The sequence below is a fragment of the Comamonas koreensis genome (assembly GCF_021026195.1).
GTDB classification, from domain to species: Bacteria; Pseudomonadota; Gammaproteobacteria; order Burkholderiales; family Burkholderiaceae_C; genus Comamonas; species Comamonas koreensis.
Genome location: NZ_JAJNCT010000010.1, coordinates 183,313 through 202,687, shown reverse-complemented (window position 1 = coordinate 202,687; position 19,375 = coordinate 183,313). Strand labels below are relative to the sequence as shown.

The following is a 19,375-nucleotide window of genomic DNA, read 5'->3' as shown; positions in this document are numbered from 1 at the left end:
GTTGGCATCACAGAGGCTGCAGGCTGCAGCCACCCGGCCATCATGCAAGCGCTGGGTGTGGAACGCTAGAACCGACATATTTGTGGTCTAGTATTAAAAATGTAAGCAATGCATGGATATTGGCTTGGCACTAGGATGGGGCGTTTGTCGTTTTCCAGGGAGCAAGGGGTATGAAGCGTTTGAACAGCAAAAGCGGCTGCGCAGTGGAGGTCACCTTGTCCGTCATGGGCGGCACCTGGAAGCCCATTGTGCTTTTCCATCTGCTCCATGGCACCAAGCGTTTCAGTGCGTTGGCGCGCGCCATTCCGAACGTCACCCAGCGCATGCTGACCTTGCAGCTGCGCGAGCTGGAAGAGGCCGGCATTGTTGCGCGCACCGTCTATGCCGAGGTGCCCCCGCGCGTGGACTACGCACTGACTGAGCTGGGGCGCAGCCTGGAGCCGGTGCTGATTGCGATGCGCGATTGGGGTATGGACTATGCCCAGAGGCAGGGGCTGCAGGAGGCGGGGCAGGGCGTACAGGTCAGCTGTGCTGCTTAGTGCCGTTTTCCGCTCGGGAGGATAATTCTCGTCTCTGCTTTTTAGTGCCCGCCTGCCATGATCTCCCGCTTCCCCTTCCTGCGCCCGTTTGCGCTGTTGCCCGCGCTGGTCTGCCTGGGCCTGGCATGGGCTGGCCATGCGCAGGCGCAGGCACAAGAGCGGCGTCCGTATCCGAGCCAGCCCATCAAGCTGGTGGTGCCCTTTGCACCGGGGGGCTCGACCGACATTGTGGCCCGCCTGGTTGCCGATGCGATGCGCGAGCCGCTGGGCCAGCCGGTGGTGGTGGAGAACAAGGCAGGTGCCGCAGGTCTCATCGGGGCCGAGGCGGTAGCCCGTGCGCGGCCTGATGGCTACACCATCGGCGTGGGAACGATCAGCACCTTGGCTGTCAATGCGGTGATGCTGAAGTCGCTGCGCCGCGACCCGCCCGAAGCGCTGGCACCGGTCATCGCGTTGGCGCAGATTCCATCGGTATTCTCCACCCACCCCAGCCTGGGGGCAGCCGATCTGCAGAGCCTGGTTGCGATCTTGCGCGCCCAGCCCGACCACTACACGATCGGATCGGCCGGCGTGGGCTCCATCGGTCACCTGATTGCCGAGGCGATGAATGAGGCGCTGGGCGTGCGCCTGCGCCATATTCCGTACAAAGGCCAAGGCCCGGTGGTCAACAGTGCGCTGTCGGGCGAGACCCAGGTGCTGAGTGACCAGTACCCGTCATCCAGCAGCCTGGTGCAGTCGGGGCGCCTAGTGCCCTTTGCGGTGGCCGCACCCCAGCGGCTGCCGGCGCTGCCGCAGGTGCCTACGTTGGCAGAGGCGGGCTACCCGGCGCTCAACCGCCTGGCCATCACCTGGTTTGGGCTGGTGGCGCCGGCCGGCACGCCGCCAGCGGTCATCGACACCCTCCACCACGCAGCCCGCCAAGCGCTGCAGCAACCTGCGGTGCAGGCGCGTCTGGAGCAGCTCGGTGTGGTGCCGATGGGCGGCAGCCCGCAGCAATTTGCAGCGCTGATCAGCGATACGCGCGCCCAGATCCAGCAGCTGGTGCAGCAGCGCCGGCTGGTGCTGGACTGAGCTTTCTGAAAAGCGCAGGTAAAGAGCCCGTTGTGCCTTCTCAACCACTGGTGGTTTTTGAGGCCTTGATCTACAATGCGGCCAGCTTTTTTATCAGGAGTAACCCTGTGGACTTACCGAGTTGTTGGCCAGCGGCCAACCGACCACAGGCAAGGTAATCGCAAACGCCCCAGCTTTGCGCGCTGCCTTGCCGAACCAGGCGGGCAGCTGTGAGGTGCCGTAGTTTCTGTCAGACAGACCTGCGCCCTTACTGCATCCCATTTTGATCTTCCAGTCTTGCCCAGTGGCGAGCGCCTTTGCTGCGCGCCATCACACCGGGTGTGGGAGCTTTTCATGCCACTGCGTATGTCTTCGCTGGCCTCCTTGCGCGCACCGCGACGCAGGGCTGTGCCATGGGCCATCACGCCATGCTGCGGCTTGGGCGCGCCCCGCTGCATGCAGCGCCAGCTTGCGACCATGCTGCGCCGCCGCGCCCCCATGGGCAAGGATGCCGTGCAGTGCTGCTCGGCTTCGGCGGCACTGGACCCTTTCAGTCGCTGACCTCTCTTCTGTTTGAGGTGCATCTTTGCGGCCGCCTGGCAGCGGCGCGCATGGGCACGCCTGTATGGATTGAAGATGCCATGCGGCGCGGCTGGGCCGTGCCCATGGCGGGGAGATGGGTCATGTTGAACCTGCTGAAAAATGGATTCGTTAACTTTCTGCGTTCGCGCCACTGGGGCGTGCATTTCCGCCGCTTGCCCATGTTTGAGCAACTGGCCCAGACGCCGGTGGATGCCGGCATTTCCAAGGCCATGGGTGAGCGGCTGCGCAACGCCGCCCATGCTGCTGAACCCGCATTGCTGGAAAGCCTGAACACCAGCCGCCAGGGCCTGGACGATGCGCAGGTGCAGCAAGCCCGTGCGCAAGCGGGCTGGAACACCATCTCGCAGGACAAGCCCATGTCCCGCACCGAGCACCTGTGGCTGTGCTTTCGCACGCCTTTCAACCTGCTGCTGACGGTGCTGGCCGCCGTCTCGTGGCTGACGGGCGACACCAAGGCCACGGTGGTGATTGGCAGCATGGTGGCGCTGGCGACCGGCCTGCGTTTTTGGCAGGAAGGCCGCGCCAACAAGGCCGCTGCTGGCCTGCAGGCCATGGTCTCCAACACTGCTGCCGTGCTGCGCCGCAGCGCTCAGGATGAGGAGGGGCGAGAGCTGGATGCGCCGCCATCGCGCCTGTCTGCACTGCAGGCCATGCGCGAGCTGCCGGTGCGTGAGCTGGTGCCAGGCGACATCATCCAGCTGGCGGCTGGCGATATGGTGCCCGCCGACTGCCGCCTGCTGGCCGCCAAGGACCTGTTCCTGGCCCAGTCGGCGATGACCGGGGAATCCATGCCGGTGGAGAAATTTGCCCAGCTGCCCGACGATGCCCAGCACAACCCCGTGGAGCTGCGCAACCTGGTGTTCATGGGCACCAATGTGGTTTCGGGTGCGGGTCTGGCGGTAGTGCTGAGCACCGGCAACCAGAGCTACCTCGGCGCGCTGGCCGGCAAGGTTTCGGCGATGGACCGCAGCCCCACCGCGTTCCAGATGGGGGTCAACAAGGTCAGCTGGGTGCTGATCCGGTTCATGCTGGTGATGGTGCCGCTGGTGCTGCTGATCAATGGCCTGACCAAGGGCGACTGGACCGAGGCGCTGCTGTTCGCGCTGTCGGTGGCCGTGGGCCTGACGCCTGAGATGCTGCCGATGATCGTGACCGCCACGCTCGCCAAGGGGGCGGTGTTTTTGTCGCGCAAGCAAGTGATCGTCAAGCACCTGGATGCCATCCAGAACTTTGGCGCGATGGATGTGCTGTGCACCGACAAGACGGGCACCCTGACCGAGGACCGGATCTCGGTCGAGCGCCACCTCGATGCCTGGGGCGATGTCTCGCAGCATGTGCTGGACATGGCCTACCTGAACAGCTACTACCAGACCGGCCTCAAGAGCCTGCTCGATGTGGCCGTGCTCGCCCATGCCGAGCGCGCCCAGCTGGTCGATGCCTATGCCAAGGTCGATGAAGTGCCGTTTGACTTTGTGCGCCGGCGCATGTCGGTGGTGGTGAGTGACAGTGGCGGCGCCGGCAAGATCATCACCAAGGGCGCGGTCGAGGAAATCCTGCAGGTGAGCGGCTCGGTGCAGGCCGCCGGTGGTGTGCTGGCGCTCGACACAGGCTTGCGCCAGCGCATTGTGGCAACGGCCGAGGCGCTCAATGCCCAGGGGCTGCGCGTGGTAGCCGTGGCGACTCGGGATACCGAGTCTGGCCAGAGCAACTTCGGGGTGGCCGATGAGGCCGGCATGGTGCTCTGCGGCTTTCTGGCCTTTGTCGACCCACCCAAGGAGAGCGCTGCGCCCGCGATTCAGGCGCTCGCACGCCATGGCGTGCAGACCAAGGTGCTGACCGGCGACAACGCCGCCGTCACCGCCAAGGTCTGCCAGCAAGTGGGCATCACCGAGCAGCACATCGTGCTGGGTGGCGATATCGAGCAGATGGACGACCAGCGCTTGGCCCAGGTGGTGGAAGAAGGCAATATCTTTGCCAAGCTGAGCCCTGCACACAAGGAGCGCATCGTGCGCATGCTCAAGGCCAATGGCCATGTGGTGGGCTTCATGGGCGACGGCATCAACGATGCGGCCGCGCTGCGCACGGCCGATATCGGCATCTCGGTGGACACGGCCGTCGATGTGGCCAAGGAAGCGGCCGACATCATCTTGCTGGACAAGAGCCTGATGGTGCTGGATCAGGGCGTGCAGGAAGGGCGCCGCACCTTTGCCAACATGCTCAAGTACATCAAGATGACGGCGAGCTCGAACTTCGGCAATGTGTTCTCGGTATTGATTGCCAGTGCCTTCATTCCTTTTCTGCCCATGCTGCCGATGCAGCTGCTGGTGCAGAACCTGGTGTATGACTTCTCGCAGTCGGCGATTCCGTTTGACCATGTAGACCCTGAACTGCTGACCCAGCCCCAGCGCTGGAATCCCGCCGATGTGGGCCGCTTCATGCTGTTCTTCGGCCCCATCAGCTCGGTCTTCGATATCACCACCTTTGTTGTGATGTGGAAGGTGTTTGGCGCCAACACGCCGGAGCGCCAGGCGCTGTTCCAGTCCGGCTGGTTTGTCGTGGGCCTGCTCACCCAGTCGCTGATCGTGCACATGATCCGCACCATGCGCATCCCGTTCATCCAGAGCCGCGCTGCCTGGCCGGTGAGTGTGATGACCCTGGTGGTTGTCGCCATCGGCATCTACCTGCCCATGGGCGCGCTAGCCCCTTATTTCAAGCTGGAGCCCCTGCCTGGTCTGTACTTTGTGTTTCTGGTGGCCGTGTTGCTGGCCTACATGGGTCTTACGCAAGTCATGAAAAAGTGGTACATCCGTCGCTACGGCTGGCAATAAGCGCCATTAAAGAATAATCATCTGCTAAGGAGGGCGCCATGCTCGAAGCGCTGAACTACACACACCTGAACTCACTGATCAACACGACCATCAGCCTGGTGACCGCCTTTGTGCTGGGCGCCGTCATCGGCCTGGAGCGGCAGTACCGCCAGCGCACCGCCGGCTTGCGCACCAATGTGCTGGTGGCCGTGGGCGCGGCCGTCTTTGTCGACAGTGCCAACACCATTGCCGGCCCTGACGGGGCCGTGCGCGTGATGGCCTATGTGGTCTCGGGGATCGGCTTTCTGGGCGCTGGCGTCATCATGCGCGAAGAGGGCAATGTGCGCGGTCTGAACACCGCCGCCACCTTGTGGGGCTCCGCCGCAGTGGGCGCGGCAGCGGGCGCTGACCTGATCGTGCAGGCCGCCCTGGGCACCGTGCTGGTGCTGGCGGCCAATACCTTGCTGCGCCCGCTCGTCAATGCCATCAACCGCAAGCCGCTGGATGTGGCTTCCACCGAAATGACCAATGCCGTGTTTGTGGTGGCCGAGCGCCTGCACCAGCGGCTGGCGCTGGCCATGCTGCAGGATGTGCTGGAGCGCGGTGGCTACCCGCCCGGTGACATCGATATCAAGCCTTTTGGCGAGGCCGAGGTAGTCATCGAAGCGACCCTGGCAGCCCAGTCGGTAGAAGGCGAGGAGCTCGATGCCATGGTGCACCTGCTGGCGGCCAAGCCCGGCGTACGCCAGGCATTCTGGAGCCCTAGCACGCGGGATTGATGGGGGCGCCTCGGCAGGTGCTCAGGCTGCCCAGTCCGCTGCAGCGCGGTGTCCGGCGGCTTGCTCAGTCTTCAAAGGCAAAGCCGACGCCATAGATGGAGCGGATGCAGTCTGCATCATCGCCCATCACCGTGCGCAGCTTCTTGCGCAGGTTCTTGATATGGCTGTCGATGGCGCGGTCGCTCACCTCCAGCGCATCGGCATAGGCCAGGTCCAGCAGCTGGCTGCGGGGGTAGATCTTGCCGGGGTGGCGCTGCAGGATGTGCAGCAACGCAAACTCGCGCCGCGTCAGGCCGAGATCCTGGCCGCGCCAGCTGGCCTGGCTGGTGGTCTCGTCCAGCTGCCAGTCGCTGGCGGCCTGGCTGGCTGCCGCACCGGGAGCAGGTGGTGCATGGCGGCGCAGGATCACCTTGACGCGGGCAATCAGCTCACGCGGTGAAAAGGGCTTGCAGATGTAGTCATCGGCGCCCATCTCCAGGCCTACCAGGCGATCCACTTCTTCGACCTTGGCGGTCAGGCAGATGACGGGGCAGATCTGGCGGGCGCGGCATTCGCGCAGAATGCTCAGGCCATCGGTGCCGGGCAGCATCAGATCAAGAATGGCCAGCTGCGGCGCGCGGGCGCGCAGCGCCGCCATGGCCTGGCTGCCATCGGCGAAATGCTCGACCTCATAGCCGGCGTGGTGCAGGTAGTCGATGACGACCGAGGCGATATCGGCCTCGTCTTCGGCATACAGAATGCGGGGTTTGGCGGTGTTCATGCAACAGGGTCTATCAAGGGCAGGATCAGGGTAAGGCGCAGTCCGCCCAGTGACGAGATGGAGGCCTGCAATTGTCCTCCATGGGCTTGCACAATGCTTTTGCAGATCGCAAGCCCCAGGCCCGAGCCGCCGCTGGCGCGGCTGCGCGAGGTCTCTACGCGGTAAAAACGTTCAAAAATACGGGGCAGTTCGGCGGGCGGCACCGAGGGGCTGCTGTCATCGAGGTGCAGCTCCAGCCAGCGCTGGCCGGACGCAGGCGCTGGCCCATGCAGGCTGGCGCTGATGCTGACCCGGCCGGGCGTATCGGTGTAGCGCAGGCTGTTTTCCAGGATATTGCTCAGCACCTGGTGCAACTGCTGGGCATTGCCTTGCACCCATGCCGATGGCAGTGCGCTCAGCAGCTCTTGTGCCGAGGGCAGGCCAATGCCGGCCTGGCCAAAGCGGATCTGCACGGCTTCGACCGCCTCGATGGTCAGGGCCCGCATGTCCAGCGGACGTGCCGTGGCAGGCAGGTGTGCGGTCAGTTGCAGAGCCGGCGCCGCTTCCGGCGCGTGCACCACCAGGGCGGTCGGTATGGTCGCGCGCATGTCGCTGACCAACTGGGTCAGGCGCAGAATCTGGCGGTGCAGGCGCGCAGCCGTCTGCGCGTCAAAGCTGCGGATGCCGTCTTGCACGGCTTCGATCTCGGCCCGCACTGCGGCCAGCGGCGTGCGCAGCTCGTGGGCCACCTGGGTCAGCCATTCATGCTGTTGGGCCTGGGCAGCCGACAGCTGCTCGGCCATGTGGTTGTAGCGGTCTGCCAGCTCTACCAGCTCATCATGGCCGGCCACCGCAATGCGGTAGTCCAGCTGGCCACTGGCAAAGGCCTTGGCGCCTTCGCTCAGGGCCTCGATGGGGCGAATCCAGCGCCGGCTCAGCCACCAGGACAGCGCACCGGCCAGCAGCAGTCCCAGCAGGCCGGTGATGCCCAGGAACACCAGATGCTCCTTCAAAAAGGCGTTGTCTATCTGGTTTTTCAGATCCTGGGGCTGGTTCAGGGTCAGGGTGCCGATCAGCATATGCTGGCTGTCAAACAGCGGGTTTTTGGCGCTGCCTGGCATGGGGGGCACGCCGGCAATCAGCTTGCCCTGGTTGTCGAGCAGGCCCAGGCGCTGTGACAACGGATGGCGTTCGATGGGCCGCAATTGTTGGGTGATTGCCGGCCCTAGTGTGGCGCGGCGCGGCGCTTCGCTATCCGCTGGGGGCGAGACGGGTATAGCCGCCTGGCTGCCAAAGCGCGTCAACGCATTCCAGCGCTCCGGCGTCAGTGCAGCCCATTGCGGGTCCTTGGCGTATTCGCGTCGCAGCTGGCTCTCCAGGTATTCCAGGCGCCCCAGCTCGATCTGCGCGACATAGCCACCCAGGCCACGCTGCAGGCTCCAGTACGAGAAGCCAAAAAACCCCAACAGAAGACCCAGCAGCAGCAGCACCATTGCCAACAGCACCCGCGTTTGCAGACGGGTAAAGCGAAAAAACTGGAAGCGGGGCTTGGTCACTGAGGGCGGGTGGGGCTAATGGAGAAGATGGAGGCAACGGCAAAAACGGGCAGGCGCAATGCCTGCCCGGCTATTCTCTTACACAGTGCGTGGGTGTGTAAAAGTGTTGCTTGATCAGGTCGCTACCAGCGGCACTCAAGGCCCGATGGAGGCGCCACGTTTGGCCACCAGCTGTTTGCCTTCGATGCGGCAGGTGGCCTTGACTGTTTTTCCGTTGTCCAGGGGCAGCTGCACGCTATCGCCAGCTTTCTTGCCTTGGCAGGCCTCAATGGCTTGCTTGGACGGTGCGGACTTGGCGGGGGCGGCGGCATAGGCCTGTGCGGTGGCCATCCAGAGGGCTGCAGTCACGGCGGTGCTGCACAGCAGGCGATGGCGAAGTGGTTGAGAACTCATGGCATTCCTTGTATAAAAAGAGGCTCTGCGGCAGGCCGCGATCTGGTGTGGAACAGAAAGAAGCGGGTGAAACAGAGAAACTGGAGTGTGTTTACGCCTCTCCGCAGAGCCTATGACTGAACTATAAAAGCCAAATGTGGAGGAAGTTGGGCCGGCTTTGTGCAAGGTGTGACAAAGCGAAAACCGCATGCCCATTGGGTTTACGTGGGATCAGGCCGATTTTGGAACGCCGCAAAGTTATGCAAAGCGGCCCTGGTTTCAGAGCAGCGGCGCCGCTGGCAGCGGGCTGCCGCCCTGCGGGCGGCGCGCCGCAATGCGCTGTATCACCCGCTCCGGGCTGCGCAGCAGCCCCGTCTCATAGGCGATCACCGACCAGCCGGCGCAGACTTGCAGCAGCTCGCCGGGCTGCAGCAAAAAGTCGGGTCGGGAGGGTTTGCCATAGGCTTCATTGCCTTGGGCAAAGGTCTCGTACAGCAGCAGTCCGCCGGGCGCCACACTGGCAAGAATACGCGGCCATAGCGGGCGCCAAAGGTAGTGGGTGACGACGACTGCATCGAAGTCCCGGCCCTCCAGCGGCCAGACGCCGTTTTCGATATCGGCCAGCAGCCATTCACCTGCCGTATCGGATTGCAGTGCACGCAGCGCGGCCGCATCGCGGTCCACCCCCGTTACCCGCAAACCCCGGGCCTGCAGGTAGCGGGCATGCCGGCCCTGGCCGCAGGCCAGATCCAGCACCTGGCCACTGGCAGGTAGCAGCGGCGCAAAGCGGGTGATCCAGGGCGAGGGGGCGGGGGTGTGGGTCATGCGCTAGAAGCAAGCCCAGACATGGTCAGCCATGCGCACCATGAATTCCGGTTGCGTATAGAGCATGAACACCAACGCCAGCAGCACCGCCACCAGCAGCCAGATGGCAGCGCGCTGCCAGCCGCGCAGCGGCGCGGCGTCAGCGTTGGAGGGTGTTGGTGGTGCAGGCTGTTGCATGAGAGTTTGGTTGTCAGGCCGCCAGTGGCTGGCGCCGCACGGGCTCTTCCTTGACGGGCAGATTGACCAAGCCGGCGAACACGCCCAGCCCAATGGCCACGTACCAGACGACATCATAGCTGCCGGTGTGGTCGTAGAGGTAGCCGCCCAGCCAGATGCCGAGGAAGCTGCCGATCTGGTGGCTGAAGAACACAAAGCCGCTGAGCATGGACAGATGCTGCACGCCAAAGATCTGCGCGATGGCGCCATTGGTCAGCGGCACGGTGGACAGCCACAAGAAGCCCATCACGGCGGCAAACACATACACCGACCAAGGCGACAGCGGGACCAGCAGAAACACCACAATCGCGATCGCGCGGATGAAGTAGATACCCGAGAGCAGGTAGCGCTTGGCCATGCGCTGGCCGAGCGAGCCGGCCAGGTAGGTGCCAAAGATGTTGAAGAGGCCAATCAGCGCCAATGAGTAACTGGCCACATGGGGTGGCAGGCCAAAGTCCTTCAGGTAGCTGGGCATATGCACGCCAATGAACATCACCTGGAAGCCGCAGACAAAATAGCCGGCCGTCAACAGCAAAAAGCTGGGATTGCGAAAGGCTTCGCCCACGGCCTGGGCGATGGTTTGTTGCTGGCCTGCGGCCGCGTGGCGCTTGAGCGCGTGGAAATTGGGCTCGCGCAGCGCGATGGCCAGCGGCACGATGGTCAGCACCAACACTGCACAGACCAGCAGCGCGTTCTGCCAGCCCAGGTGGGCGATCAGCTGGCCCTCGACCGGCACCATGAAGAACTGGCCAAAGGAGCCGGCCGCTGCGGCCACCCCCATGGCCCAGGAGCGTTTCTCAGCAGGCAGTTGGCGCCCGATGACGCCATAGATCACCGCATAGGTGGTGCCTGTCTGCGCCATGCCGATCAGAAGTCCGGCCGTGAGTGCGAACACCAGCGTATTGGGCGCCCAGGCCATGCCGGCCAGCCCCAGCGCATAGAGCAGCGCGCCGCAGACCAGCACCTTGCTGGCGCCAAAACGGTCGGCCAGCATGCCGGTGAAGATGCCAATCAGGCCCCAGCTGAGGTTTTGCACCGCCAGCGCAAGCGCAAAGGATTCGCGCGTCCAGCCCATCTCCTGCGTGATCGGCTGCAGCCACAGGCCAAATCCGTGGCGGATGCCCATCGACAGCGTCACCACGGCGCCGCCGCACAGCAGCACGCGGGCCATCGTCAATTGTTGTGCGTTGTTTTGCATAGTCCTAGCTTGTCTCGTTATCTAAAAACGTGATTACGGTCTCTACGCAGCCGCGTTGGAGTGCAATCGGGATGAGTTCGAAGGGCTGGTCCGCAGCTTGCACCGGGGTGCAAGCAAGGGCCAGCGCGAAGAAATCGCCCGATTTCACTCCAACCCTTCGGGACAGTGGCTTTGCGGGCGGTCTGCTTCGTTGCAGCGCTTGCCAATAGCGGGCTATTGGCTGCGCACTGCGCCTCGCATCCCATCCCGCAAAGACACTGTCGCGGCGCGAGGAGATCGTAAGCACGTTCTAGAAATTGTTACTCCAACGCCCAAAACCGGCTGTCTCTCGCATATTGCCCAGTGGCCAGCCAAGCCCATTGCAGGCTTTTGCGACCAAGCGTCGTGAATCGTCAACAAATCCACCTGTTTATCTATACAGCTATTTACAATGGCAGCCGCTAGAATGGAAAGTTATGGCAAGCAAAAACACGTCTACCAGTGAATACGCAGAAGGCTCGATCCGGGTCCTCAAGGGGCTCGAACCGGTCAAGCAGCGCCCGGGTATGTATACCCGTACGGACAATCCGCTGCACATCATCCAGGAGGTGATCGACAACGCCGCCGACGAGGCACTCGCCGGCTTTGGCAAGAAGATCCGCGTCTACCTGCACACTGATGCGTCGATCAGTGTGGAGGACGACGGCCGGGGCATTCCCTTTGGCATGCACCCCGAAGAACATGCGCCGGTGGTGGAGCTGGTGTTCACCCGCCTGCACGCGGGCGGCAAGTTCGACAAGGGCCAGGGCGGTGCCTACAGCTTCTCCGGCGGTCTGCACGGCGTGGGGGTGTCGGTGACCAATGCCTTGGCCACCCGCATGGAAGTGACCGTGCACCGCGACGGCTCGGTCGCCACGATGGCCTTTGCCGGTGGCGATGTGGTCGAGCCGCTGAAGGTGCGGCCCATGGTCAGCGGTGACCGCAAGCAGGGCACGACGGTGCGCGTCTGGCCTGATGCCAAATATTTCGAATCCAGCCACCTGCCAATGGGCGAGCTGGTGCACCTGCTGCGCAGCAAGGCGGTGCTGATGCCCGGCGTGAGCGTGCAGCTGACGCAGGACAAGAGCCGCGAGACGCAGACCTGGCAGTACAAGGGCGGCCTCAAGGACTACCTGCTGCAGACCCTGCCGGTGGACCCGATCATCCCCGTGTTCGAGGGCGAGGGCTTTGCCGGCCGCAACGATGACCATTTTGCCGAGGGCGAAGGGGCATCCTGGTGCGTGGCCTTTACCGACGAAGGCCAACCGGTGCGCGAGAGCTATGTCAACCTGATCCCGACCACGGCAGGCGGCACGCATGAAAGCGGCTTGCGCGATGGCCTGTTCCAGGCGGTCAAAAGCTTTATCGAGCTGCATTCGCTGCTGCCCAAGGGCGTCAAGCTGATGCCCGAGGATGTGTTTGCCCGCGCCAGCTATGTGCTGTCGGCCAAGGTGCTTGATCCCCAGTTCCAGGGCCAGATCAAGGAACGTCTGAACTCGCGCGACGCCGTGCGCCTGGTCTCGGGCATGGTGCGGCCAGCGCTGGAGCTGTGGCTGAACCAGAACGTCGAATACGGCAAGAAGCTGGCCGAGATCGCGATCAAGGCAGCGCAGACGCGCCAGCGCGCCGGCCAGAAGGTGGAAAAGCGCAAGGGCAGCGGCGTGGCCGTGTTGCCCGGCAAGCTGACCGATTGCGAAAGCCGCGACCTGGCCTACAACGAGGTGTTTCTGGTCGAGGGCGATTCGGCCGGCGGCAGCGCCAAGATGGGGCGCGACAAGGAAACCCAGGCCATCCTGCCGCTGCGCGGCAAGGTGCTCAACACCTGGGAGGTGGACCGCGACCGCCTGTTTGCCAATACCGAAATCCACGACATCTCGGTGGCCATTGGCGTGGACCCGCATGGCCCCGATGACGAGGTGGACCTGAGCGGTCTGCGCTACGGCAAGATCTGCATCCTCAGCGACGCGGACGTGGACGGCTCGCACATCCAGGTGCTGCTGCTGACCTTGTTCTTCAAGCACTTCCCGCAGCTGATCGACAAGGGCCATGTCTGCGTGGCGCGGCCGCCGCTGTTCCGCGTCGATATTCCTGCCCGGGGCAAAAAGCCTGCGGCCAAGGTCTATGCGCTGGACGAGGCCGAGATGCATGCCATCTTCGACAAGGCCGCCAAGGATGGCGTGCCGCGCGAGAAATGCCAGATCAGCCGCTTCAAGGGCCTGGGCGAGATGAATGCCGAGCAGCTCTGGGAAACCACCCTGAACCCGGACACCCGCCGCCTGCTGCCGGTGCGCCTGAGCCGCACCGATATGCTGGCCACCCGCGAGGTCATGACCCAGCTGATGGGCAAGGGCGAGGCTGCGGCCCGCCGTGACCTGATGGAGCTGCACGGCCACGAAGTAGAGATCGACATTTGATTCCATGCCTGCACCATCCATGACTTTGTCGCTTTCGCCTTGCCTTGCTCCAGCAATGTCTGCGGCTCGGCTTCGCGTCCTGCATGGCGGAGCCATGGAATGACTTGCTGCGAGCGCCGCTGAACCATAAAACCCCAACACAGCCGCGCGCAGCCGTGCCACAAGAAGAAAGCTGAACGACTATGAGTGAACAAACCGGTCTGGATTTGCTATCCAACCCCGAGCCCGAGGACGGCGACAGCCTGGACCTGGGCCATTACGCGCAGCGCGCCTATCTGGAATATGCGCTGTCGGTGGTCAAGGGCCGTGCGCTGCCCGATGTCTGCGATGGCCTGAAGCCGGTGCAGCGCCGCATCCTGTTTGCGATGGACCGCATGGGCCTGGGCTACAGCGGCCCCAACCGCGCCACGGCGGCCAAGCCCGTCAAAAGCGCCCGCGTCGTGGGCGATGTGCTGGGCCGCTTCCACCCGCATGGCGACCAGTCCGCCTATGACGCGCTGGTGCGCATGGCCCAGGACTTTGCCCAGCGCTACCCGCTGATCGATGGCCAAGGCAACTTTGGCAGCCGCGATGGTGATGGCGCTGCAGCCATGCGTTACACCGAGGCGCGCCTGTCCAAGATCACCAGCCTGCTGCTCGACGAGATCGACATGGGCACGGTGGACTTTGTGCCCAACTACGATGGCTCCACCGAGGAGCCCAGCCAGCTGCCGGCGCGCCTGCCGTTCTCGCTGCTCAATGGCGCCAGCGGCATTGCAGTCGGCCTGGCCACCGAAATCCCCAGCCACAACCTGCGCGAAGTGGCCGATGCCTGCGTGGCGTTGATCAAGAAGCCGGCGATGACCGACTTCGACCTGCAGCAGATCATTCCCGGCCCGGATTTCCCCGGTGGCGGCCAGATCATCAGCAGCGACAAGGACATTGCCGATGCCTACCGCACGGGGCGCGGCTCGATCAAGGTGCGCGCGCGCTGGACTATCGAAGAGCTGGCGCGCGGCCAGTGGCAGCTGGTCGTCAACGAGCTGCCGCCTGGCGTTTCATCGCAAAAGGTGCTCGAGGAGATCGAGGACCTGACCAACCCCAAGATCAAGACCGGCAAGAAAACCCTGACGCAGGAGCAAAGCCAGCTCAAGGCCACGGTGCTGTCCCTGCTCGATGGTGTGCGCGACGAGTCGAGCAAGGACGCTGCAGTGCGCCTGGTGTTCGAGCCCAAGACTGGCAAGATTGCGCAGTCCGAGTTGATCACCTGCCTGCTCGCGCATACCAGCCTGGAGAGCTCCTCGTCGGTCAACCTGACGATGATCGGCATCGACGGCAAGCCCACGCAGAAGTCGCTGCGCCTGATGCTGGAAGAGTGGATCCAGTTCCGCCAGACGACCATCACGCGCCGCTCCGAACACCGCCTGGCCAAGGTGCTGGACCGCATCCATATCCTGGAAGGCCGGCAGACCATTCTGCTCAATATCGACGAGGTGATCGCGATCATCCGCGCCAGCGACGAGCCCAAGGCCGCGCTGATGGCGCGCTTTGACCTGAGCGAGCGCCAGGCCGACGACATCCTGGAAATCCGCCTGCGCCAGCTGGCCCGCCTCGAAGCGATCAAGATCGAGCAGGAGCTGACCGAGCTGCGCGCAGAGCAGGGCAAGCTCGAAGACATTCTGGCCAACCCCGCCTCGCTCAAGCGCCTGATGGTCAAGGAGATCGAAGCTGACGCCAAGCAGTTTGCCGACGCCCGCCGCACCCTGATCCAGGAAGAGAAAAAGGCCGTTGCCGAAGTCAAGGTGGTCGATGAGCCGGTCACCGTCGTGGTGTCGGAAAAAGGCTGGGTGCGGGCCCGCACCGGCCATGGCCATGCGGCCGACAGCTTCAGCTTCAAGTCGGGCGACAGCCTGTATGGCACCTTTGAATGCCGCACGGTCGACCAGCTGCTGGTCTTTGGCAGCAACGGCCGGGTCTATTCGGTGGCGGTGGCCAATCTGCCGGGCGGCCGGGGTGATGGCCAGCCGGTCACCACCTTGATGGAGCTCGAAGCCGGCACCCAGATCAAGTACTACTTCGCCGGGCCGCTGTCCGCACGCCTGCTGCTGGCCAGCAGCGCCGGCTATGGCTTCACCGCGCTGGTGGAGAACATGGTTTCGCGCCAGAAGGGTGGCAAGGCCTTTGTCAGCCTGGACGATGGCGACATGCTCTGCGCCCCTTCGCATATCTCGGGTAGTAGCGGCAGCTTGCCACTGGCCGATGCCAGCCATGTGGCCTGCGCCTCGGTGGGTGGCCGCATCCTGACCTTCGAGATCGCCGAGCTCAACCACATGGCCAAGGGTGGCAAGGGGCTCAAGCTCATCGACCTGGAGGACAAGGACCGCCTCGCCGGTGTCGCCGTCTACACGCGCAGCATCCGCATCGAAGGCATCGGGCGCGGCGGCAAGGCCCGTGAGGAAACCCTGGAGATCCGCAGCCTCAACAATGCCAAGGCCGGGCGCGCCAAAAAGGGCAAGCTCGCCGATCTGGGCTTCAAGCCCAGCGCCGTGTTCCGCGTCGAATAAAACGCGCTGCCCATCGCATCCCAGCCCTGCCCGGTATCGCCCGGCAGGGCTTTTTCATGCCCCGTCGTTGCAGCGCCGATCAACGCTGTGCCGGCAGCAGCGCCCGCAGATGGTCGACAAAGGCGCACACACCCCGGGGCAGGTTGCGGCCGGTCAGCGTTTGTAGTTCGATGGAGCGCGCATGCATGCCGCGCTCGCGGATGGGTACGGTGTGCAGCAGGCCCCGGCGCACATACTCGCGCACGGTGACTTCGCCGCCCAGGGTGAGGCCGCCGCCATGCAGCACAAAGCGCACCAGCGCATCAAACTGCCCGCTCTCCAGCACCGGGTCGAACACCAGGCCACGTTGGCCGCTGGCAATGTCAAACAGCTGGCGCGCGGTATTGCCATCGTCCAGCAGGGCCAGCGGGTAGGGATGCATCTGTGCCAGGCTCACGCTGGCAAAGCGGGCCAGCGGGTGGCCGGGCGGCATGATCAGGATGACGGGCGAGTTCTGGCGGTGCTGCACATCGATATCGCGCACCGCAGCGCGGCTGTAGGTCAGGCCCACATCGGCCTCACCATTGCGCACCGCCTGGGTCACCTGGGCGGGCGAGGCCGACACTAGCTGGAACTGCATGCCCGGGTGCTGTTCCCGGAACGTGGCCATGGCCAACGGCAAAAACTCAAACGCAAAGCCGGCCGATGCGCAGACCCGCACCTGGCCCCGGCGCAGGCCTTGCAGCGCCTCGATATCGGCCACCACGCGCTCGGCCTCCAACGCATGGCGCTTGGCATGGGTGGCCAGCAACTCGCCGGCGGCGCTTGCCACCATACCGCGCGGGCGGCGTTCGAACAGCGGCACCTGCAGCACTTCCTCCAACGATGCGATCTGGCGGCTGACGGCGGACGCCGAGACATTCAGGCGCAGCGCGGCCTCGCTGACCGAGCCGCTGCGCACGACTTCCAGAAAATAGCGGATGGCGGTGTCCTGGAGGTGTTGCGAGGGTGTCATGGTCTGCTTTGCAAAAAACGCAACGATAACCGCAAAAAATTGTGATTGTCGAAATGGGCCGCATTGCCTATGCTGGATTTTTACGACATCCAAGAGACATACCTCCCATGCCATCCCAGCCTGTTCCTGCCGACCACAGCATCGTCGAGTTGAGCGCCGTGGCGCTGTCCGCCGCCATCCAGCGGCGCGCGCTGTCCTGCACCGAGGTGCTGCAGGCCTTTTGGGGCCAGATCGACCGGCTCAACCCACAGGTGAATGCACTGGTCGCGCCGATGCCGCGTGAGCCGCTGCTGGCCCAGGCCGCGCAGCTCGATGCCGAACTGGCCCAGGGCAAGAGCCGGGGGCCATTGCACGGCTTTCCGCAGGCACCCAAGGATATTTCACCCGCAGCAGGCATGGTGACGACGAAGGGCTCGCCGATCTTCCAGGGCCAGGTCAGCAGCAGCGATGCGGTGATTTTCGAGCGCATGCGCGCAGGTGGTGCGCTCTTTGTGGCGCGCAGCAATTCGCCCGAGTTTGGCCTGGGTGGCCACACCTACAACCCGGTCTACGGCACCACGCGCAATGCCTTTGACCCGAGCCGCTCGGCTGGCGGCAGCAGCGGCGGCGCTGCGGTGGCCGTGGCTTTGCGCATGCTGCCGGTGGCAGATGGTTCGGACATGATGGGCTCGCTGCGCACGCCGGCTGCCTTCAACAATGTCTACGGCCTGCGCACCTCCGTAGGCTGCGTGCCGCATGGCCCAGGCGATGAAGTGTTCTTCCAGCAGTTCAGCGTGGCCGGGCCGATGGCGCGTGACATTCCCGATCTGGCCTTGCTGCTGTCGGTGCAGGCAGGCTTTGATGCCCGCCTGCCCTTGACCCACCGCAGCGAAGGCGCGCAGGACTGGGGCCTGGGGCTGGAGCGCGACTTCAAAGGCCGCAAGATTGCCTGGCTGGGCGACCTGGGCGGGCACCTGCCCACCGAGCCGGGCCTGCTCGACACCTGCCGCGCGGCGCTGGGCGCCTTTGCCGACATGGGCTGCACGGTAGATGAGGTGCTGCCTGACTTTGACCTGGAGCAGCTCTGGCGCGCCTGGATCGATTTGCGCAGCTTCAGCGTGGCGGGCGCCAATGCGGCGCTGTACGACGACCCGCAAAAGCGCGCGCTGCTCAAGCCCGAGGCCTTGTGGGAAATGGAGCGGGGCCGCGCGTTGTCAGGCATGGACATCTATGCCGCCGCCAAGGTGCGCAGCAGCTGGTACGAAGTGCTGCGCCGCATGTTCGAGCGCTATGACTTTGTCGTGCTGCCTGCCGCGCAGGTGTTCCCTTTCGAGGCCGAACTGGACTGGCCCCATGCCGTGGGCGGCCGCAGCATGGACACCTACCACCGCTGGATGCAGACGGTGGTGGGTGCCACGATGGCCGGCTTGCCGGCCCTGTCCGTTCCCGCCGGATTTGGCCCCAGCGGGCTGCCGGCCGGTCTGCAGATCATCGGGCCCACGCAGGCTGACCGGGCCCTACTGCAAATCGGCCATGCCTATGACCAGGCCAGCGGCCACGCGCGCCGGCGCAGCCCGTTGCTGGGCTAGGCGGGCCGCGCTCTGCGGTCCCTGTCGTTCAGCACATTTTTCCCTGCGCATACCGCAGCAGACCCGGCGCCTTGGCAGCGCGGGTCTGCGATGGTTCTGCACCCGTTTGTTCACAAAAAGGTAGATCCCATGTCCATGCCGATATCCCGTCACCGCTTTTTGACCTGCCTGGCCGCAGGCGCTGCCGGCCTGGCCCTGCGCCCCGCATGGGCCCAGGGCTACCCTGACCGTGCGATCAAGCTGGTGGTGCCGTTTGCGCCTGGCGGGGCCACGGACATTCTGGGCCGGCTGCTGGCCTCGCAGCTCAGCGAGAAGCTGGGCCAGTCGGTGTTTGTGGAGAACCGCCCGGGGGCAGGCACGGCGGTGGCGGGCGGGCAGGTGGCCAAATCGGCGCCCGATGGCTATACCTTGTTTCTGGGCGCCAGCTCGACCTTGGCGATGAACCCGGTGGTGCGCAAGGCGGTGCCCTATGACCCGGTGCGCAGCTTCAGCATGCTGGGCCTGGTGGCAGACATGGGCCTGGTGCTGGTGGCGAACAATGCCGTCAAGGCCACATCGCTGCAGGACTTGGTGGCGCAATCGAAGGCGGCGCCGGACCGCTTTTCCTACGGCTCCTTTGGGCCGGCCTCATCGGTGCATTTTGGCGGCGAGATGCTCAAGAGCGCGACCGGCATCCGCATGCTGCATGTGCCTTTCAACGGCAGCACACCGAGCCTGACGGCGCTGATGGGTGGCCAGGTGCAACTGGCGGTGGACACCGTGGTGGCGACCACGCCGCTGATCAAGGCCGGCAAGATCAAGCCGATTGCCGCACTGGGCGCCCAGCGCCTGGCCTTGCTGCCCGACGTACCGACGGTTGCGGAAAGCGGCTTTCCCGGTTTTGACATGAGCACCTGGTTTGCCTTTTTGGCCCCTGCCGGCCTGCCCGAACCGGTGCGCGCCAAGCTCGAAGCCGCCCTGGCCGATGTGATGGCCCAGTCCGCCACCCAGCAAAAGCTGGAAAGCATTGGGCTGACCCCTGCCTGGGGCAATGGCAGTGCGCTGAAGGCGCGCGTGGAGCGTGAGCTGCCGCTGATGCGCGATGTGGCGCAGCGCGCCCAGATCGAGGTGGAGTAAGCCTTGGGCGAGCGGTGCTGACGTGAGGGAAAAAAGCG

General features: G+C 64.5%; 15 protein-coding genes. 8 read left to right on the top strand and 7 right to left on the bottom strand.

Annotated features, from left to right (window positions below; translation table 11 throughout):
* Positions 1–170 precede the first annotated feature (170 nt).
* The 4 genes from LPW39_RS11395 (at position 171) to LPW39_RS11380 (ending at position 5,778) form a co-directional block, all read left to right on the top strand.
* Complete coding sequence (locus tag LPW39_RS11395; protein WP_230774732.1) at positions 171–539, top strand: winged helix-turn-helix transcriptional regulator; 369 nt, start codon at positions 171–173, stop codon at positions 537–539.
* A 57-nt stretch (positions 540–596) separates the two neighbouring features.
* Positions 597–1,610, top strand: coding sequence for a Bug family tripartite tricarboxylate transporter substrate binding protein (locus tag LPW39_RS11390; protein WP_230774730.1), 1,014 nt, complete (start codon positions 597–599; stop codon positions 1,608–1,610).
* Between the two features lie 662 nt (positions 1,611–2,272).
* On the top strand, positions 2,273–5,020 hold the full coding sequence (gene mgtA / locus LPW39_RS11385) for a magnesium-translocating P-type ATPase (protein WP_230774728.1): 2,748 nt from the start codon (positions 2,273–2,275) through the stop codon (positions 5,018–5,020).
* Positions 5,021–5,058: 38 nt separating this feature from the next.
* A complete protein-coding gene (locus tag LPW39_RS11380; RefSeq protein WP_230774727.1) occupies positions 5,059–5,778 on the top strand; it encodes an MgtC/SapB family protein in 720 nt (239 codons plus the stop codon).
* 64 nt (positions 5,779–5,842) lie between these two features.
* On the opposite strand, the gene LPW39_RS11375 is transcribed toward LPW39_RS11380, so the two are convergent.
* The 6 genes from LPW39_RS11375 to LPW39_RS11350 form a co-directional block, all read right to left on the bottom strand.
* Positions 5,843–6,538: a response regulator gene (locus LPW39_RS11375; RefSeq protein ID WP_230774725.1), complete on the bottom strand. Its 696-nt coding sequence runs from the start codon at positions 6,536–6,538 to the stop codon at positions 5,843–5,845.
* Complete coding sequence (locus LPW39_RS11370; protein WP_230774724.1) at positions 6,535–8,073, bottom strand: ATP-binding protein; 1,539 nt, start codon at positions 8,071–8,073, stop codon at positions 6,535–6,537. The genes LPW39_RS11375 and LPW39_RS11370 overlap by 4 nt, the downstream gene beginning before the upstream one ends.
* A 135-nt stretch (positions 8,074–8,208) precedes the next feature.
* Positions 8,209–8,466, bottom strand: a complete 258-nt coding sequence (locus tag LPW39_RS11365) for a hypothetical protein (RefSeq protein ID WP_230774722.1) — start codon at positions 8,464–8,466, stop codon at positions 8,209–8,211.
* A 258-nt stretch (positions 8,467–8,724) separates the two neighbouring features.
* A complete protein-coding gene (locus tag LPW39_RS11360; protein ID WP_230774720.1) occupies positions 8,725–9,270 on the bottom strand; it encodes a class I SAM-dependent methyltransferase in 546 nt (181 codons plus the stop codon).
* Positions 9,271–9,273: 3 nt separating this feature from the next.
* The gene (locus tag LPW39_RS11355) at positions 9,274–9,447 is read right to left on the bottom strand and encodes a hypothetical protein (protein ID WP_230775504.1); all 174 of its coding nucleotides are present in this window, start codon (positions 9,445–9,447) and stop codon (positions 9,274–9,276) included.
* 13 nt (positions 9,448–9,460) lie between these two features.
* The gene (locus LPW39_RS11350) at positions 9,461–10,684 is read right to left on the bottom strand and encodes an MFS transporter (protein WP_230774719.1); all 1,224 of its coding nucleotides are present in this window, start codon (positions 10,682–10,684) and stop codon (positions 9,461–9,463) included.
* 455 nt (positions 10,685–11,139) lie between these two features.
* On the opposite strand from LPW39_RS11350, the gene LPW39_RS11345 reads away from it, so the two are divergent.
* Positions 11,140–13,116, top strand: coding sequence for a DNA topoisomerase IV subunit B (locus LPW39_RS11345; protein WP_230774717.1), 1,977 nt, complete (start codon positions 11,140–11,142; stop codon positions 13,114–13,116).
* 182 nt (positions 13,117–13,298) lie between these two features.
* Complete coding sequence (gene parC, locus LPW39_RS11340) at positions 13,299–15,659, top strand: DNA topoisomerase IV subunit A (protein ID WP_230774715.1); 2,361 nt, start codon at positions 13,299–13,301, stop codon at positions 15,657–15,659.
* A gap of 79 nt (positions 15,660–15,738) precedes the next feature.
* Here parC and LPW39_RS11335 read toward each other — a convergent pair whose 3' ends face one another.
* A complete protein-coding gene (locus tag LPW39_RS11335; RefSeq protein ID WP_230774713.1) occupies positions 15,739–16,653 on the bottom strand; it encodes a LysR family transcriptional regulator in 915 nt (304 codons plus the stop codon).
* Between the two features lie 107 nt (positions 16,654–16,760).
* Between LPW39_RS11335 and LPW39_RS11330 the strand changes: the two genes are divergently transcribed.
* Together LPW39_RS11330 and LPW39_RS11325 are read left to right on the top strand one after the other, a co-directional pair.
* The gene (locus LPW39_RS11330) at positions 16,761–18,221 is read left to right on the top strand and encodes an amidase (RefSeq protein ID WP_230774711.1); all 1,461 of its coding nucleotides are present in this window, start codon (positions 16,761–16,763) and stop codon (positions 18,219–18,221) included.
* Between the two features lie 135 nt (positions 18,222–18,356).
* The gene (locus LPW39_RS11325; RefSeq protein WP_230774709.1) at positions 18,357–19,337 is read left to right on the top strand and encodes a Bug family tripartite tricarboxylate transporter substrate binding protein; all 981 of its coding nucleotides are present in this window, start codon (positions 18,357–18,359) and stop codon (positions 19,335–19,337) included.
* The last annotated feature ends 38 nt before the right edge of the window (positions 19,338–19,375 follow it).

Coding starts and splice junctions, on each gene's coding strand:
- LPW39_RS11395 (WP_230774732.1), top strand. CDS start 171: ATGAAGCGTTTGAACAGCAAAAGCGGCTGCGCAGTGGAGGTCACCTTG.
- LPW39_RS11390 (WP_230774730.1), top strand. CDS start 597: ATGATCTCCCGCTTCCCCTTCCTGCGCCCGTTTGCGCTGTTGCCCGCG.
- mgtA (WP_230774728.1), top strand. CDS start 2,273: ATGTTGAACCTGCTGAAAAATGGATTCGTTAACTTTCTGCGTTCGCGC.
- LPW39_RS11380 (WP_230774727.1), top strand. CDS start 5,059: ATGCTCGAAGCGCTGAACTACACACACCTGAACTCACTGATCAACACG.
- LPW39_RS11375 (WP_230774725.1), bottom strand. CDS start 6,538: ATGAACACCGCCAAACCCCGCATTCTGTATGCCGAAGACGAGGCCGAT.
- LPW39_RS11365 (WP_230774722.1), bottom strand. CDS start 8,466: ATGAGTTCTCAACCACTTCGCCATCGCCTGCTGTGCAGCACCGCCGTG.
- LPW39_RS11360 (WP_230774720.1), bottom strand. CDS start 9,270: ATGACCCACACCCCCGCCCCCTCGCCCTGGATCACCCGCTTTGCGCCG.
- LPW39_RS11355 (WP_230775504.1), bottom strand. CDS start 9,447: ATGCAACAGCCTGCACCACCAACACCCTCCAACGCTGACGCCGCGCCG.
- LPW39_RS11350 (WP_230774719.1), bottom strand. CDS start 10,684: ATGCAAAACAACGCACAACAATTGACGATGGCCCGCGTGCTGCTGTGC.
- LPW39_RS11345 (WP_230774717.1), top strand. CDS start 11,140: ATGGCAAGCAAAAACACGTCTACCAGTGAATACGCAGAAGGCTCGATC.
- parC (WP_230774715.1), top strand. CDS start 13,299: ATGAGTGAACAAACCGGTCTGGATTTGCTATCCAACCCCGAGCCCGAG.
- LPW39_RS11335 (WP_230774713.1), bottom strand. CDS start 16,653: ATGACACCCTCGCAACACCTCCAGGACACCGCCATCCGCTATTTTCTG.
- LPW39_RS11330 (WP_230774711.1), top strand. CDS start 16,761: ATGCCATCCCAGCCTGTTCCTGCCGACCACAGCATCGTCGAGTTGAGC.
- LPW39_RS11325 (WP_230774709.1), top strand. CDS start 18,357: ATGCCGATATCCCGTCACCGCTTTTTGACCTGCCTGGCCGCAGGCGCT.